This is a genomic window from Vibrio rotiferianus CAIM 577 = LMG 21460 (assembly GCF_002741985.1).
GTDB lineage: Bacteria > Pseudomonadota > Gammaproteobacteria > Enterobacterales > Vibrionaceae > Vibrio > Vibrio rotiferianus.
In genome coordinates, this window is record NZ_APHW01000108.1 from 148,266 (window position 1) to 164,699 (window position 16,434).

General features: G+C 43.5%; 15 protein-coding genes. 7 read left to right on the top strand and 8 right to left on the bottom strand.

Features of this window, described 5'->3' with window-relative positions; translation table 11 throughout:
• From B853_RS23030 to B853_RS23045, 4 genes are all read left to right on the top strand, one after another.
• Positions 1–2,397: a VolA/Pla-1 family phospholipase gene (locus B853_RS23030; protein ID WP_038883068.1), complete on the top strand. Its 2,397-nt coding sequence runs from the start codon at positions 1–3 to the stop codon at positions 2,395–2,397.
• Positions 2,398–2,533: 136 nt separating this feature from the next.
• Positions 2,534–2,743, top strand: a complete 210-nt coding sequence (locus tag B853_RS23035) for a YgdI/YgdR family lipoprotein (protein WP_038883070.1) — start codon at positions 2,534–2,536, stop codon at positions 2,741–2,743.
• Positions 2,744–3,001: 258 nt separating this feature from the next.
• Positions 3,002–3,559, top strand: coding sequence for a PhnA domain-containing protein (locus B853_RS23040; RefSeq protein WP_038883072.1), 558 nt, complete (start codon positions 3,002–3,004; stop codon positions 3,557–3,559).
• A 171-nt stretch (positions 3,560–3,730) separates the two neighbouring features.
• Positions 3,731–4,636, top strand: a complete 906-nt coding sequence (locus B853_RS23045; protein WP_038883075.1) for a homocysteine S-methyltransferase family protein — start codon at positions 3,731–3,733, stop codon at positions 4,634–4,636.
• A 100-nt stretch (positions 4,637–4,736) separates the two neighbouring features.
• On the opposite strand, the gene B853_RS23050 is transcribed toward B853_RS23045, so the two are convergent.
• The 3 genes from B853_RS23050 to B853_RS23060 all read right to left on the bottom strand — a co-directional run bounded on the left by B853_RS23050 (position 4,737) and on the right by B853_RS23060 (position 8,499).
• Positions 4,737–4,928, bottom strand: coding sequence for a hypothetical protein (locus B853_RS23050; protein WP_010451858.1), 192 nt, complete (start codon positions 4,926–4,928; stop codon positions 4,737–4,739).
• Between the two features lie 279 nt (positions 4,929–5,207).
• Entirely contained in the window at positions 5,208–6,227 is a 1,020-nt protein-coding gene (locus B853_RS23055) for a TerC family protein (RefSeq protein ID WP_038884051.1), read from the bottom strand.
• Between the two features lie 529 nt (positions 6,228–6,756).
• Entirely contained in the window at positions 6,757–8,499 is a 1,743-nt protein-coding gene (locus B853_RS23060; RefSeq protein ID WP_038884049.1) for a bifunctional metallophosphatase/5'-nucleotidase, read from the bottom strand.
• Between the two features lie 274 nt (positions 8,500–8,773).
• Here B853_RS23060 and B853_RS23065 point away from each other — a divergent pair, with 274 nt between their 5' ends.
• Positions 8,774–10,408 carry a DUF2813 domain-containing protein gene (locus B853_RS23065; RefSeq protein ID WP_010451879.1) on the top strand — a complete coding sequence of 545 codons (1,635 nt, stop codon included), beginning with the start codon at positions 8,774–8,776 and terminating at the stop codon, positions 10,406–10,408.
• A 140-nt stretch (positions 10,409–10,548) separates the two neighbouring features.
• Here B853_RS23065 and B853_RS23070 read toward each other — a convergent pair whose 3' ends face one another.
• Positions 10,549–11,028 (bottom strand): DUF1097 domain-containing protein, encoded by a 480-nt coding sequence (locus B853_RS23070; RefSeq protein ID WP_010451881.1) that lies wholly within the window; start codon positions 11,026–11,028, stop codon positions 10,549–10,551.
• Positions 11,029–11,316: 288 nt separating this feature from the next.
• Positions 11,317–12,222 carry a LysR substrate-binding domain-containing protein gene (locus tag B853_RS23075; RefSeq protein ID WP_010451883.1) on the bottom strand — a complete coding sequence of 302 codons (906 nt, stop codon included), beginning with the start codon at positions 12,220–12,222 and terminating at the stop codon, positions 11,317–11,319.
• A 285-nt stretch (positions 12,223–12,507) separates the two neighbouring features.
• On the opposite strand from B853_RS23075, the gene focA reads away from it, so the two are divergent.
• Positions 12,508–13,959 carry a formate transporter FocA gene (gene focA / locus B853_RS23085; RefSeq protein WP_010451887.1) on the top strand — a complete coding sequence of 484 codons (1,452 nt, stop codon included), beginning with the start codon at positions 12,508–12,510 and terminating at the stop codon, positions 13,957–13,959.
• 120 nt (positions 13,960–14,079) lie between these two features.
• Here the strand turns inward: focA and B853_RS23090 are convergent, their stop codons facing one another.
• The 3 genes from B853_RS23090 to B853_RS23100 form a co-directional block, all read right to left on the bottom strand.
• Positions 14,080–14,649 carry a YceI family protein gene (locus tag B853_RS23090; protein ID WP_010451889.1) on the bottom strand — a complete coding sequence of 190 codons (570 nt, stop codon included), beginning with the start codon at positions 14,647–14,649 and terminating at the stop codon, positions 14,080–14,082.
• Complete coding sequence (locus B853_RS23095) at positions 14,646–15,185, bottom strand: cytochrome b (RefSeq protein WP_038884047.1); 540 nt, start codon at positions 15,183–15,185, stop codon at positions 14,646–14,648. Before B853_RS23095 ends, B853_RS23090 begins: the two co-directional genes overlap by 4 nt.
• A gap of 174 nt (positions 15,186–15,359) precedes the next feature.
• Positions 15,360–15,602, bottom strand: coding sequence for a DUF2164 domain-containing protein (locus B853_RS23100; RefSeq protein ID WP_038884045.1), 243 nt, complete (start codon positions 15,600–15,602; stop codon positions 15,360–15,362).
• Positions 15,603–15,732: 130 nt separating this feature from the next.
• Here B853_RS23100 and B853_RS23105 point away from each other — a divergent pair, with 130 nt between their 5' ends.
• Positions 15,733–16,365, top strand: a complete 633-nt coding sequence (locus B853_RS23105; protein WP_038884043.1) for a hypothetical protein — start codon at positions 15,733–15,735, stop codon at positions 16,363–16,365.
• Positions 16,366–16,434 lie beyond the last annotated feature (69 nt).

Genomic DNA, 16,434 nt, shown 5'->3' on the forward strand with positions numbered 1-16,434 from the left:
ATGAAACACACATTCAAACTATCACTGCTTTGTTCTGCAATCCTTCTTGCTGGTTGTGGTGATAACACATCAAGTTCAGGCACGTCTGAAACCGTCACATTTGAACCTGCAGTGCAAGCGCTGTTGGATCGAAACACCGAAATTAGCTTTACCCTTCAAGGAGCAAACGCAGATGTCCCTGCCCCGTCATTCCTACTAATGGACTCAAGCGACGGTACACTTGCGATCCCTACCGATGGCGATGATCAGCTAACAAATCCTCGCGCTGCAATGAACACGATGGATGGTTGGTCAACCACTATGCCTATCGTACTAAACTTCAAGGGCGAGGGTTTTGCAACAGGTATGCTAGCATCTGGTGTTAGCGTGATTAAAATTAATCAACGCCTGACTGACTGGGACGGCGCTTCAAACCCTATCTCTGAAGTCTTGACCATCAACCAAGACTTTGTCGTTCAAGCAAATGGTAACTCTCTATACATTCAGTTTGCAGATGCTCTTGACGAATCAAGCGAGTATGTATTCGCGGTGACACAAGAAGTCAATGATGTAAACGGAGATCCTATCGGCACCTCTTCTAGCTACGCGGTCGCCAAGTCTAAAGAAGTTAAGTATGAAACGGGTGATCTTGCACTCGTACAAGCGGCAACAACTGGCATTGAGGGTATCTTTGGTATAGCGACTCAAGCTGGCTTAGCGAACATTAACCCTACCGATATCGTTTACTCTTCATGGTTTAGCACTCAGTCTGTTGGGGACACGCTTGCAGCAGTAAAAGGGGTAACGGCAACAGGCTTCGCTACCGGTGCAAACACACTTAACGCCCTGTATAAAAACGATCCAGCGGAAACGGGGATTGAACTATCGACCGCTTACACACTGTCTCTGGGGCAAACTCAAGATTTTGTTACTGCATTTGATAACGACGAGGATTTCGATAAATACTTCTCTTCTTCTCCTGAATTAAAACAGGCGATTAAAGGGTTGTATGTAATGTCTGGTGCTAACGTCAATGTGACTCAAGGCGTGGTTCGCCTGCCTCACTATCTAGAGCAAGATACAAACTGGAACATGCAGCCGATGGAATCGGCAATGCCAAGCTTGGCTAAAGTAAGTGGTTCGATTGAAGACCCGGCCATTCTTGCATCGCTGTTAGAACTTGGTATTGACCCGACTAAACTTGCTACTGATATGAATGAACAGCTTAAGCTTGTTGGTACCGAGCTACACCTTTCTAACGGTCAGCAGTTGGATGAAGAGCGCCTTATTACACGTTATTCACCAGTACCACAAGTTAAGTCAGTCGAAGATGTTGAAGTGTTACTATTCACTCCAGCGGATTCTGTGGCAAAAGACGTTGTTATCTATCAGCACGGTATTACTTCAGCAAAAGAGAACGCGTATGGCTTTGCCTTCAACATGGTCAAAGAAGGTGTTGCCGTTATCGCCATTGACCTGCCAATCCACGGTACTCGTAGCCTAGATGACCAACGTTCAGCAAATGCGGATGTACTGGCTTACCTAAACCTGTCTAACCTCGCGGTAGCACGTGACAATCTTCGTCAAAGTATTCTTGACGTACTTGGCCTTCGAGCTAGCTTAGTTGTATCTGCACAAGGTGGGTTATTCGTTGGCGGCCCTCTTCAAGGTTTTAACCCTCTCGCGGGCTCGCAAGTGAAGATGCTAGGTCACTCACTTGGTGGCATTGTTGGTGCGTCTACCGTCGCTGCTGCAAACAATACGCTAGGCTCAGACCAAGCTGATGCTCTGTATAAATTTAGCTCCGCGTCACTATTTAATTCAGGCGGACAAATTGGCAATTTGCTACTTGGTTCGGCAAGCTATGGTCCACAAATCAAACATAACTTAGCGTATGCTGCATCAGCTGACTATCGTAGCTATGCAGACGCAAGTTGTGCAGATATTGAAGACAAAGCATGTTATGAGACATTTGAATCGGTAGCTTCCCCGGAACAGCTCGCCGCTTTGAGTGCTGGGTTTAGCTCATTTATCTATGCAGCACAGACAGCTTTAGACACCGTTGACCCATTTAGCAACGTCAGTGATCTAACGGCAAATGGTACCTTATCAGCGCCATTCTACATGGCTCAAGTCGAAGGCGATGACACAGTACCAAATAGTGTCCCTGGAGCTCCTTTTGCTGGTACTCAACCACTCGCAGCGAAGCTAGGGCTGAAAGTGGTCAATGCATCAGATACAAGCGTTGTCGGCGGTGCGAGCTTTGTTCAGTTTGGTAGCGATGGTAAACACAGCACCTTTGCTGTGCCGCTAACGACGATTGAACAACCGTACTACTTTGAAATGCAGGCTCAAAATGCTGACTTCATTAAAGACAACTCTCTATCCACTGTTACGAATACAACAGTACTAAAATAGAGCGTCATTAATGAGTATTAAGCGCCCAGTCTTTTGGCTGGGCGTTTTTATTTCTTTCAACAAGCAGTCCTTTTCAGAGCCTCTGCTATATTTGAATAGTTATCGTAGTTCACCAACCTAACACAAGGAAACTTCTATGCGAGCTTTAGCCGTTATAGTGACAGCTGTTCTTTTAGTGGCTTGTGGTAGCAGCCAATATCTCATGTCTACAAGTGAAGGGAAAATGATCACCTCATACGGAAAACCAGATTTAAATGAAGAAACTGGGATGTATGAGTATGAGGATGTAGATGGCAAAGAAATGAGTATTTCCAAAGATGAGATAGTACAAATAATAGAACGCTAAACCTCTCGCCTCCTAAGAAATTGGGAGGCGTTATCCTATCTCTTTTGTGGTTTATCAATACGATTAATTCATCACTTCAAACAATTAGCACCATTATTTATATTCTATATATTATTTGTTTAGCCAATATTTTACATCTTCGCTCCTTTCAGGTTGGAATATTGTAAAATCTCGCCTTTAATTCTCTAACACCCTTTTATTTCTCAGGATAAAGTGGATAATACCGCCACCCAAAAAACATTACTAAGGTGAGTCCTTATGTCTATCGAAGCTACTCTGCTTGCTCGCTGCGAGTCAAAATGTGAACTGTGTTCTTCTGAATCTCAACTAATTGCTTACGCCGTACCACCACACGGTAACGTAACAGTTGATACCGCTATCATGGTTTGTGATAAGTGCCATGGTGAGATCGAAGATCCTAAAGACATTAACCACTGGCGCTGCCTAAACGACAGCATGTGGAGTCAGGTTCCTGCAGTACAAGTAACTGCATGGCGCCAACTTACTCGCCTAAACACAGAAAGCTGGGCTCAAGACGCTCTTGACATGATGTACATGGAAGAAGAGCAAATGAACTGGGCTATGAAAGGTATGTCTGCTGACGACAAAACTGTTGACTGCAACGGCACTGAACTTAAGAAAGGTGACGATGTAACAGTAATCAAAGACCTACCAGTTAAAGGTACTAACCAAGTAATCAAACAAGGTACTGTTATTCGTGGTATCAGCCTTGGTGACGACCCTAAACTTGTTTCAGGTAAGGCAAACGGCGGTCAGTCAATGTACGTGATCGCAGAATACTGCCGTAAGAAGTAATCTCAACATTACTTTGTTTGACGGGGTTCCAATCGGAACCCCGTTTTCGTTTCTGTGTTCCTTCTTTCCCCTGCCTTTCTTCCTTCCCGCGTAATCTCCTAAATTGGTTGCTTTCGATCTCATCCATTTTCGATTAATGTTCGAGAAGGAAAAAATAAGATGGATTATAGTATGAAGAAGTTAACCATCCTTGATGGCGGCATGGGACGTGAACTAAAACGCATGGGCGCCCCATTCTCTCAACCGCTTTGGAGCGCACAAGCTCTAATTGAATCGCCAGAATTCGTTTACCAAGCGCACAATAACTTCATTCAAGCTGGCGCTGAAATCATCATCGCGAACAGTTATGCCTGCGTGCCCTTCCACCTTGGGCAAGCGCTTTACGAGCAACAAGGTAGTGAACTAGCACGCTTTGCCGCGCAAATTGCGCGTGAATGTGCAGACAAGTCGCTGAAACCTGTTCGAGTAGCGGGCTGCATACCGCCTGCATTTGGTAGCTATCGCCCTGACCTTTTCGAACCTAAACAAGGCGAAGTCATTTTCCGTACTTTGTATGAAGCTCAAGAAGATTATGTTGACCTTTGGTTAGCAGAGACCATCTGCAGCCTAGAAGAGCTAAATTGCTTACAAAAGGTCTTCGAAAACAGTGTCAAACCTACTGCGTACGCCTTTTCTCTTAATGATGACTCATTAGAAACCGCGTTGTTGCGCTCTGGGGAAACCGTTGTTCAAGCCATTGAATGTCTGGCACAAAGTGGACGCACAAAAAATACCATCACCATTTACTTTAACTGCTCGGTACCTGAAGCGATGGCAAAAGCCGTCAGTGACACCAAGGCGGTTTTAGACCAACACATGCTCGATATTGAAATTGGGGTGTACGCGAACAACTTCACCGCTATCAAATCTAACCACGAAGCGAACAGCGCATTACAATCAATGCGAGAACTATCACCAGAGGAATACTTAACTTTTGCGCAAGAATGGCACCAACAAGGGGCAACCATTATAGGTGGATGCTGCGGTATTGGACCAGAACACATCAAAACTCTGTCAGATTGGAAAAGTTCCCTTTAAATACAAAGCTAGTCCGCACTATTCCTTAGTGGAAGTGTAGATTTCAGATACAAAAATGCCGGCGATGAAGCCGGCATTTTCAATTCGCTTTCCAGTCAGATTAACGGTACATACCGATGTCTTTCTGAATATGAGAAGACAAGTCTTCTGCGTAGTAACTGCGCGGTGCAGAGTTATCTACGAAAAGAATGTCTAATAGGTGAGCAATCAATCCTTTGAAGTTAACCGAGTAGGTCTTCTTATCCATAGAGGTTGGTAAAGCTACATTTGTCATTTGCATTGCTTGTGCCATGATTGCCTCTCTTTAAAAGCAGTAATTTGTTTCGTTGGTTGTATATTAGTCATTTTTTCTCTGAGCAAAAAATGACAAAATTTGGTAATTCAGATTAGTTTTTCTTATAAAACAAACTTATTACAAATCATTGAAATACAAAACTCAACCAAATGCATACTTATGCAGATTGACGCATCTATTGTTGAATAACTTGGATTTACGCCTGTAAACCCAAGTTGTCTAGTAACATTATTTTAACTAACAATTATTCCTAATGTTTAGGATTTTACAAAATCACTATGGATTTTGATTAGTAATTTTAACGCTAACTGTATTGGTTGTTTTGTTCTTATAGATAGAAGCAATAACTGCAGTTGTCATTACCGTCACCAAGAACGTAAGTGACCAAACAGTTGGAATTTCGTATTGTGTGCCCACCAACAGCATTTTCGTACCAATGAACATCATGATTACAGATAGAGCTGGTTTTAGGTACACAAACTTGTCCAACATCGCTTGAAGTACAAAGTACAGAGAACGTAAACCAAGCAGAGCAAATACGTTAGCAGCCAAGACTAAGAACGGTTCGCGTGTAACTGCAAAAATTGCTGGGATCGAATCCAAAGCAAACATTACGTCCATCACCGCAATCACACCAACAACGATCAGCATCGGCGTCGCGACCCACTTACCCGCTTGTTTCAGCAGCAAGTGGTTTCCTTGATACTCATCCGTAACTGGTAAAAATTTGCGAATGAACTGCTCTGGGTACGGGTTAACCTCTTCTTCTTCGCCTTTATCTCGCGCTAGTTTAATACCAGTCCAAATTAAGAACGCTGCGAATAGGTAAAGTACCCAATGGTATTGTGCAAGTAACTGAGCACCAACTCCGATCATAATCGCACGTAGTACAAGTGCACCAATCACACCCCATAATAGAGCACGTGGACGCAAATGTTCTGGCACCTTATATTGCGCAAAGATAATCGCAAACACAAATAGGTTATCAACGCTTAATGACTTCTCAAGTAAGTAACCTGTTAAGAATGATATCGTTGCTTTCTCGTGACCATACACGCTGTGTGGCGCGTAATAATCCCAGAAGAAATAGATAGAGCCTGCAAAGACAAACGCTAGTAAGAACCAAAAGACACTCCAGCCAATTGCCTTTTTCATGGTAATCACGCCGCCACGAGTCTGATAGATATCAAGTGCGACTAAAACCAAGGTAAATAGACCGAACACACCGTACATTGTCAGTGATTCTTGCAGTGGAACAGACTGGGTTAATTGGGTGGTATTTTCGATAAGAGACATGCTTCCTCCCATGCGGAAGGACATTATTCGGGCTGACCTTCCGCAAACAATACAAACCAGCAGTCACATTACCCATGTGTCTGCTAATCAATGAATGCGTTGGTCTCGTTGAAGTGATCACGTGACGAATCAGGTGACACCTTTATTTACCGGATAAGCTGATGCTTAACGAGATGACGATAAATAAACTTGCGCTAACTACTCCCCAAACGCCGCCATCATACGCCTGCTCGGAGGGATCTCCAACAAAAAATCGTTATCGATAAAAACACAGTATTTTGTTGAGAACAATTTATCAACAGCATGAATTCTAAAAGGTTCAAACGTAAAAAAGGAGCACATATGTGCTCCTAATTTTCGGAATGCTTGGTCTTTATAAACCCGTTAGTGGTACAAAGTAAACCAGTGTTGACCAAACAGTAACCCACGCAACAACAACCGCTGCATCAGCCCAATCGCTATTCCACATACTCTCTTCCTCTTACTCGCATGTGCAATAACATTTGAGCAAAAAAGATACCAATTTACGTCATTGGTTTCTCTGGGAGTAAAGTTTGTGACTTTGGTTCAAACAGTTCGGTTGGTCCGTCAGTAACTCGATAAAGCAATCTGCCATGGAAAGATTGCTAATAAAGCCTTCACCCTCCATATTGAGCAACGCTTCATAGCCCTCTTTACCCTTCATTGTGTATGCAGAAGAAGCGCCACAATACCAAGACTCATCTTCCATTTCACACCAACGACTACCATCGAAAACCTCCAGATTTTTAACGCGTTGCCCCTTCGGTGCCTCTGCTAGGTATTCAAAGTTTAAGTTATGCGTATAAGGGTAGCTACCTGAACCCGTTCCTTCGACACCGTTATTCAGGGCGTTATTGATTGCACCTTCCAATGCCAAGCGAACGGCTTTTCCTTGCACCTCATAACAACCGATTGGAACGGCAAATGGCAACAATCGTCCGGCAACATCTGCCACGGTAATATTTCCCGGGTTTAGAGATGTACGCACACCTCCCGCATTATGAATGGCAAATTGAACCTTGTGCCCACGCTTATTAAGCGCATACAAGAATGAATGTGCGACTGCCGGAGCAAGTTCACTTCCACCAAATTCGTCAGGAATACGTACATGGCGCTTCTTCTCTGCCACATTTGCAATTACTTGTGACTGAAGCTTACGCACTCTTGGGATGTACTTATCGTTTAAGATCGCTTGTGTCTCTGGGTGCTTTTTACAAACAACTACGTTTGGTTGACCATGAATAAAGTCACACGCTTCTTCAAACACACCTTGGTCAAGCTGCTCATTTAGTGTCGAATCCCAGAAAATGCGTCTTCCGAGTAGCAATTCATTTTGACCACTTAACATGGTCGCTTTACCGTTTTCATCAAACTCAAGCACACAGTGACCCATGGTTAAAGCGTGATAACCAGCTTGTACAACATAAGTTTCGTTTACTTGGATGCCGTAAGGATCATCTTCACTTAAACCGATAGCTGAAAAGTTACCTTGTAACCTATGACTATGTCCACCAACAATGATACCGATGCCATCCACTTGTGCTGCAAGCTCTAAATCCCCTTCATAACCTAAGTGACTTAAAAGGATGATGTTATTAATGCCCGCCTGATGAATTTGTTCAACAGTATGTCTAGCCGTTTCAATGGCAGAGATGAAAGGCGTATCCGCATCTGGGTTAGCAATGTCGCTCATCTTGTCGATAGAAAGACCAAAGATGGCAACTTTCTCTCCGTGAAACTCTTTCACCAGATATTGCGCGCTTTGAGTCGTAGTATCGAAGCTCAATACGTTATCGCAATCGCCCATGCGGTGATCTTTTGTTGGCAACTCATTCGATAGATCCCAGTTACCTGCAAGCAAAGGGAAGTGGGTACGCTGACAAAACAAAGCAACGGGTTCATTACCCATATCAAGTTCATGATTGCCTAAAGCCATCGCATCGATGTTTAGCGCGTTTAATAAGTCGGCGTTTGCTTTGCCTTTGAATAACGAGAAATACAACGTACCTTGGAAACAATCTCCAGCATGAAGAAATAACATGCCCTGACCTTGACGTTGTGCGTCGTCCCGTAACTGTTCTACACGTGTTGCGATACGTGAAAATCCACCAGCGCTCACGTAAGGTTCTAGTGTTCGTTCGTTATCAATATTGAGTTTTAGCTGTAATGACGTTGGCTCAAAGTAGGAATGAGTGTCATTGATGTGTACCAATTTGATTCTGACTGGCTTATGATTTTTATTCATCGTCATCTTCTCTCTTTTCATTCCTTTTAATTATTAGAACTGAATCATGACAGAATCATGAATTTTATGAAACAGAGAATTAGTTATTTCATTTTTACGTGATCAACACACGTTAGACATACAAGTTTGAAAGTGACTCTACGCCTAAACGGTCTGTATTCATAGGGTGAATGCTCTTAAATTTGTGAACTGAGCTTAACTTGCCTAGATCAATTTAATATATGCTTTAGGAGAAGCAAAAGAACTCTCGATAATTCAAATAATTGCAAGGAGGAGTGAGATGAGACTAGAACGCATCGAAATCTCTGGGTTTAGAGGCATTAAACGCCTTTCACTCTCTTTTGACGAACTGACCACTTTAATCGGTGAGAATACGTGGGGGAAATCATCCCTACTCGACGCCTTGTCTCTCGCCTTACCCGCTGATGGTTCGCTCTATCAATTTGAAATGACCGACTTTCATGTCGACTATGCGATTTCGCACCCACAAACTCAACACCTTCAAATCATCCTCTGTTTCAAAGCACAAGATAAGCACGAGGCAAATGCAGGACGTTATCGACGAATAAAACCAACCTGGTGCATTAATGAAGATAACGAACATGTCATCTATTACCGTTTAAGTGCAACTCGCGACGGGCACAATATCACGACCAAATACGCATTCTTAAATTGTGATGGCGAGCCAAAACAACTGCATCATTCAGATAAGTTAGCCGTCGAGTTAATGACCTTACACCCAGTCATTCGACTTCGTGACTCTCGCCGCTTCCCACAACAAAATCATGTCAATGGGGATAGTAAAAACGCACGTATAGAAAAACGGATTGATAACACTTGTCGACGTCTGTTTGCTATGCCAGGGCACGTAAATAAAGGTGAAGTTCGTAGTAGTTTAGACTCAATGCAAACATTAGTGGAACACTACTTTGCGTTCCGCAGTGTGAAGAAAGGTAACCCTAGAAAACCGCGTGATGGCCTTTTCTACGCGAGTCCTTCCGCTGAAAAAGGGCTATCGCAGTTTTTGAGAGAAACGAATAACAAGCAAACACGTTTACTATTGATGGGGTTGCTCAACGCTTATCTTCAAGCAAAAGGGCCTAATGACCTTAGACGTTGTGCGAGACCCATACTGACGATTGAAGATCCAGAAGGTCGATTACATCCCACTCACCTGTCAAGGGCATGGGGCTTGTTACAGCTACTACCCATGCAAAAAATCCTAACCACGAACAGTGCTCGTTTACTCGGTTCCGTCCCTCTGGCATCTATCCGTCGCTTGGTTCGCTTGTCAGATCGAACTATGGCTCGATCGCTTAACACGAACCGATTCAGTGTCGATCAGCTACGCAGGATTGGCTTTCATATTCGTTTTCATAGGGCCGGAGCACTATTTGCACGTTGCTGGTTGTTAGTTGAAGGTGAAACAGAGGTATGGCTATTCAATGAACTCGCTCGACAGTGTGGTTATGACTTAGCGGCAGAAGGCGTTCAAATTGTTGAATTTGCGCAATCTGGTTTGAAGTCACTGATAAAAGTCGCTCAGGGATTCGGAATCGACTGGCATGTTGTCACCGATGGCGATCCTGCCGGTAAGAAATATGCTAATACCGTCCGAGCCCATCTAGAACATGACCAAGAGCGCCATCGCCTTACCGAACTACCAGATCGCGATATCGAACACTTTCTATATAACAATGGGTTTGAAATTTTCTTTAAGGACATCATCAAAGTTCCTCATGAACACCCTATTCCCGCTAAAAAAGTCGTTAATCGCGTCTTGAAAAAACACGCTAAGCCCGATTTAGCCTTAGCCATTGTGGCTCATTGTGAGGAGAAAGGCATGGAGTGCATTCCGGTGTTGTTACGTTGGACACTTAAACGTGTTGTCACGATGGCAAACGGAAACACTTAGTCATGAACCATCAATAAACAGCATGCAAAAAAAAGCACACCAATTTGGTGTGCTCGTATCAAGAATCAGTAATTTTGATTAACTGTATTGAACGGGATAAGTCTCAATACACAGCGGATACAAATAAGATCGGGGGTTCACTACTGTACTTGCTCAGCGAGCGAAGAAGTAGCGGCTGATTTCGCATGTAACCAAAGTCCTGTTGCTTTCATTAAGTAACCAAATACGCCACCTAAGATCAGCGATGGCACAACAAGTTGCCAATTGCCGTCTGCAGCAAAAGTCGCGCATGAACCAATAAAAGTACCAGGGATGTACGCTAACCAAGCTTGCTTAGCTTGAATACACATGAAGAACGCAACAACAGCAGTAATTACGTAACCGACAATCTCTAAACCCACGTATGTTGAGCCATAGATGATAACCATCGCCCAGAATACGCCAGTCATATTGGTAAGTAAGCTTTCTGCTAACCCTTTCAAGCCACTTGTCGGGGATGCAAAGTAGCTTGTACAGCCAAGAAAGCCCGCCCAAGATAAAAGGCCAAGGGAAATAGCGATCCAGCCCCATACGCCAGAGAGAATGCCAGTGGTAATCGAAATTGCTAAAAGTGTGGTCATGGTATTCTTACCCGCTTTGCTCGTTTCGTACCGTTATGGTTCGAAAACTGCCTTCATACATTGAAATCAGGCAGTCAATACTAGGCATATCCACCGAGGAGTTCGGTGATCAAGATCTCATTAACACCCTACCAAGTTGCATGTTTTACACGTTAAATTTGACGCAACCGATAAATCAACAGATTTCGAAAATAACAAAAACGCAGTGAATTGAGCGAAAATCACAAAAAAGGCCCTACAAAATGCAGAGCCAATTCCAAAATTCGACCATTTTGTTTTGGATATCACTTAAAGAACGGAAGGTTTGCCTTTCATCATTCTTAATCCTTCACGCTTAATACAGTCAACAAGCGGGTTTTCCGCCATATCAGCACGCCAGATAAACGATAAGGTTCGATCCATCTTCAGATCAGGTACGTTCAGCGCAACCAAGTCCCCTGCTTCAATATAGCGTTCTACATCAAGGTAAGGCAGACAGGTTAGATACTGCCCATTGGATACCAAGCTTCTGAGTACTGGTACGTGCTCATACTCACGCCACACGTCCAAATCTTCAATAAGATGGTGAATAGAGCTATCAAAAATCTTGCGAGTACCAGAACCATGTTCACGCAACACCCATTTCGCTTGTTCAAGTTGAGCTAAGCTCACCGAAGGGTTACGTGCAAATGGATGGTGAGAAGCTGCGACTACAGTAAGGTGGTCACGACACCAAATCTCTTGGTGCAAACGGTTATCATCACAGCGCCCTTCAATGACACCCAGATCGTATTTGTAATCCAAGACGCCATCGATGACAGCCTGCGTACTCTGTACCCCTAGTGAGATACGCATCTCAGGAAAATCATTATCAATGATACTGATAAGGTCAGGAACTAGGTGTTCTGCAGGTGTTTGGCTCGCGCCTAATCGAATGTGTCCACTCAACAAGTGTTGCTCGTAAAAACCCATTTCAATTTGTAGCGCATCTTGCAGTAAACGCTTTGCTTTCGGTCTTAACCACATCCCCCAATGGGTTAAAGCCATTTGCTTGCCTTGCCTTTCAAATAAAGGCCTACCAAGCATTTTTTCCAACTGAGCAAGCGACATGCTCGTCGCCGATTGAGTTAGAGCCAGTTTATCCGCGGCCTGGCTTACACTGCCGGTATCTGCAACTGCGTCAAAAACCGCTAATTGCTTAAGTGAGTAGCGCAAAGTGTCCTCCCTAATTGGCGAGTATTCCCCATACTCTCGCAACCCAAAAATACATGCGCTAATACGCAATGAGGTTCATTTTACCTGCCTTTAAAAACTTATCAAATAATTTGATGAGGATTCTAAATATTATCAATTTTACCTGTAGCTCTGACCTGCTTAATCTGGATATGCGGTTCGGGAACACCGCAACAAAAAACAATAACACCTTCACTTTCGAGTACAGAAAACACTCGAGTTCATTAACCAAGGAGTTCATATGGAACCACAGACTAAGGAGTCATTATGGCGGTGACCAGCCCTCAAAATCACCAGTATTTCTCTCCAAAAGAGATGATGGCTGAAGCTGAGAAGTTTGCTCTTAGTAAAGCAAACAAAACCAGCGGCATGACACTGGGTTTGGCAATTATGGCAGGCGCATTCATCGGTTTAGCATTCTTGTTTTACATCACAGTGACAACAGGTAGTGCGGATGCGGGTTGGGGTCTTAGCCGTCTTGCAGGTGGTTTGGCATTCAGTATGGGTTTAATACTCATCGTTATTTGCGGTGGTGAGTTGTTTACCAGCTCAGTGCTTTCGAGCATCTCATGGGCAAACAAACAAATCTCATTCGGCAAGATGTTGTCGATTTGGGGCAAGGTTTATGTGGGCAACTTCATCGGTGCAATGTTCCTACTTGCATTGGTAAGCGCAGCAGGCTTGTACCAAATGGATGCCGGTCAATGGGGCTTAAATGCACTAAACATCGCACAGCACAAGCTACACCACACATTGGTTCAAGCTTTTGCATTGGGCATTTTATGTAACTTGTTAGTTTGTCTTGCTATCTGGCTGACATTCAGCTCTGCAAATGCAATGACAAAAGCAGCCATGACGATTCTACCAGTAGCAATGTTCGTCAGCAGCGGCTTTGAGCACTGTGTAGCAAACATGTTTATGGTACCGCTAGGTATCGTTATCGCGAACTTCGCACCGGAATCATTCTGGACTGCAGTTGGTGTACCGGCTTCTCAATATGCAGATTTAAATGTCGGTCACTTTGTCACTGCAAACCTAATTCCAGTAACACTTGGCAACATCGTCGGTGGTGCCGTATTGGTTGGCTTAGCTAACTGGTGCATTTACCGTCGCCCAGAATTAAAAGCAGCAGAAGTTGCATCTATTACAAACACTACAACACTCACGTCAGTTAAGGAACGCACTATGAAAAACGCATCGATTGTAAAAGAGATTATGAACCCGAGCCCAGTTACTCTGAGCGTAGAAATGCCAGTATCAACTGCACTAGATACCCTATTAGACAACAATCTAATCAGTGCTCCTGTTGTTGACATTGAAAATCGTCTAGTCGGCTTCTTCTCTGCTCACGACGTAATGGTAGAGCTTTGGTGTCAAGATTACATCCCAGCTCAAGAGCAGAAGGTTGTCGATTTGATGAGCCGCGACGTGGTAGCAATTGACGCAAACGACCGTCTAGTGGATGTAGTTGAGTTCTTGTGTATCGACAAAGAGCAACTTTACCCAACAACAAGCATGGGTATGGCGACACGCTTTACTTCTCTTTCTCTAGAAGAGCGTGCTAAGAGCATCAAAGTAAGTAAGCCTCAAGTGCTTCCTGTACTAGAAAACGGTTTGATGGTTGGCGTAGTGACACGTTGCGAAGTTCTTAAAGCTCTTCGCCCTGTGTACGGCGAGCGTCTAAACCTAGTTGAAGACAAAGTACTAGAAACTGCATAAGACAATAAAAACTAGCAAGACAAGTTGGCACCAATAAAAAAGCGCTCTATTTAGAGCGCTTTCTTCGTTCAAGCCATGCGAGTTTAAGCAGTGCAAGCTTGCGTCATGAAAGTTAAGAAATTACTTCTTAACACCTTCAATGTGCAGTTCCATATCAACGTAGCTAGAAGAACCCATTACCGGGATTTCAAAATCAGCAAGCTCTAGACGAGTTTGGCCAATGAAGCCCGCACGCTCACCACCCCATGGGTCGTTACCCGCACCAACAAATTCTGCTTCGATCGTGATTGGTTTAGTCACTCCGTGAAGAGTAAGGTCACCCGTTACATCTAGCTTACCGTCGCCTTTATCTACGACTTTTGTGCTCTTGAACGTCGCTTCACTGTATTTACCTGCATCGATAAAATCACCGCTGCGGATATGTTTGTCACGCTCAGCATGGTTTGAATCAAGGCTAGTTGTATCAACCACTACGTTGACTTTAGCGTCAGAGATGTTGTTTTCATCAAAAGAAAAGTCACCAGAAAATGTATTAAAACGACCTTTGATGAAGCTGTAACCTAGGTGGCTAACTTTAAAGTTAATAGATGCGTGAGCGCCTTTCGTATCGATAACGTAATCGGCTGCATTAGCACCAAACGGTAGTGCCATTGCAATAGCTAATCCTGTAGCGAAAAGTGACTTTTTCATTTTGAAGCTCCTAACATTTTTCTTAATGTGTTGTCTTTATCGATAATGTGATGTTTGAGTGCAGCAGCGGCGTGCAAACCAGCCATTAGGATCACCGCCCAAGCCGCATAGAAGTGAATTTCACCTGCAATATCTGATTGACCAGGGAATAATTCCCCTGCACCAGGTACCGTAAACCAATTAAATACTTCGATACCGCGACCATCAGATGTTGAGATGAGGTAACCTGAAATAAAGATAGTGATAAGCAATAGATACATCACACCATGCGCAGCTTTTGCTGCGACCACTTCATAAGGTTTCCCTTCCACTTTTGGTGACGCCGTCACATGTTTCCATACGATGCGCGCTAAAGTGAGTATTGCGAGTAGAATGCCCACAGAGCGGTGATAATGTGGTGCCGTACGATACCATTCGCTGTAGTAGCTAAGGTCGACCATCCACAACCCCACAGCAAACAAACCGATGATACAAAGTGCTGATAGCCAATGCATAACTCGTGCAGGTAGGTTGTAGTTCTTTACCAGTGTTTCCATCTCACGTTCCTAGATATGTTCCTAAGTTGATGTTGAGCAAGAAACACAACATTAACTTATTTACCTTGTGTGAAACAGATTATTTACCATCCTTTACATCTAACCAATATAACTCGTTAAAACAACTTGTTCGAAAAATTTGAAGGAACTTAAAACCGTTTGTAAAACGAAAACTTAGAGTTGGACTTCTTGTTCTATTTCATACAACTCATCACTCATTTCTAGCATGCGTCGTTCGATTACTGCTTTTGCGTCTTCAATCCCTTTGTTGTAATAGATTGGAGCCAGTTTCTCCGTAATGAAATCAATCAAAAACTCGCTGTCGAACTGGCCAATCTCAACGCTCAGTTCATCTTGCATATAATCTTGAATGGCTACAGCTAGGATTTCTTTTTGTGCTCTTTCTAGTTTAATCATATATATCTCGCGGAACTCTATTCTCAATTTTGATGTTTAGATCAAGAAGTTGCCCATCTAAATTAGTCTATCCTGAAAAGACTATGCTAACCTTTTGCCGTCCTAATTTGTAACCGTTAAGGGAATATACTTGCTACTCGACTTAGTTATCCAAAGCGTCAATGATTTTCAAGACGATTGTCTCAAGCTGTGTGAGAAGCATTACCCAGCGGTACATAATCAGGGCATGAGTGAACACCACCTCGGTATTGCGTTTGCTCGTCGTATGGAGCATACGCTTTCACATTTTGGTCATAACAGCGTGATCAAATCCTTAGAGGTGCTCGACACTCCAGAACAGCCTCACCACTACCGAATTTCATCAGAAATAGGCACTGTATGGGTGTTAACTCATCACTTGGTCAGTGCGGGAAAGGCGTGCCGTGAAAACTTATTGTCTTCGATCACAGAGTGGCAAAGCGAATATGGTTATGCCCTTCAACCAAATGATCTGTTGTTGCTGGTAAGTGATCATTGGATTAGCCGAAGCAAAACAAGTAGAGAGTTGCTGCATTGGTGGATGGGAGAGCTACCTGACTCAATAAATGAGTACACAGAGCAAGGAATAACCTTGTACACGAGTGAATCCCAATTAACCCACTCTCTGGACTCACGATTTGGTATCAGCCCTTGCTATATCAAGTTTGGGCATCCACTTCGACGATCAAACAAAGAACAGCTCGTAAGAAAATACCTTCAATTGTATGCGGTTTTACAGTGGTGAACCTCATAAAATAATCTTGTCGCTATCACATTTGACACCATTAAATTTGATACGACTCGACATTTCTAA

Bases quoted from the DNA above. Each gene is read 5' to 3' on its own strand.
- B853_RS23100 (WP_038884045.1), bottom strand. From the start codon at position 15,602: ATGATTAAACTAGAAAGAGCACAAAAAGAAATCCTAGCTGTAGCCATT.
- B853_RS23095 (WP_038884047.1), bottom strand. From the start codon at position 15,185: ATGGAAACACTGGTAAAGAACTACAACCTACCTGCACGAGTTATGCAT.
- B853_RS23090 (WP_010451889.1), bottom strand. From the start codon at position 14,649: ATGAAAAAGTCACTTTTCGCTACAGGATTAGCTATTGCAATGGCACTA.
- focA (WP_010451887.1), top strand. From the start codon at position 12,508: ATGGCGGTGACCAGCCCTCAAAATCACCAGTATTTCTCTCCAAAAGAG.
- B853_RS23050 (WP_010451858.1), bottom strand. From the start codon at position 4,928: ATGGCACAAGCAATGCAAATGACAAATGTAGCTTTACCAACCTCTATG.
- B853_RS23070 (WP_010451881.1), bottom strand. From the start codon at position 11,028: ATGACCACACTTTTAGCAATTTCGATTACCACTGGCATTCTCTCTGGC.
- B853_RS23040 (WP_038883072.1), top strand. From the start codon at position 3,002: ATGTCTATCGAAGCTACTCTGCTTGCTCGCTGCGAGTCAAAATGTGAA.
- B853_RS23045 (WP_038883075.1), top strand. From the start codon at position 3,731: ATGAAGAAGTTAACCATCCTTGATGGCGGCATGGGACGTGAACTAAAA.
- B853_RS23060 (WP_038884049.1), bottom strand. From the start codon at position 8,499: ATGACGATGAATAAAAATCATAAGCCAGTCAGAATCAAATTGGTACAC.
- B853_RS23035 (WP_038883070.1), top strand. From the start codon at position 2,534: ATGCGAGCTTTAGCCGTTATAGTGACAGCTGTTCTTTTAGTGGCTTGT.
- B853_RS23065 (WP_010451879.1), top strand. From the start codon at position 8,774: ATGAGACTAGAACGCATCGAAATCTCTGGGTTTAGAGGCATTAAACGC.
- B853_RS23055 (WP_038884051.1), bottom strand. From the start codon at position 6,227: ATGTCTCTTATCGAAAATACCACCCAATTAACCCAGTCTGTTCCACTG.
- B853_RS23030 (WP_038883068.1), top strand. From the start codon at position 1: ATGAAACACACATTCAAACTATCACTGCTTTGTTCTGCAATCCTTCTT.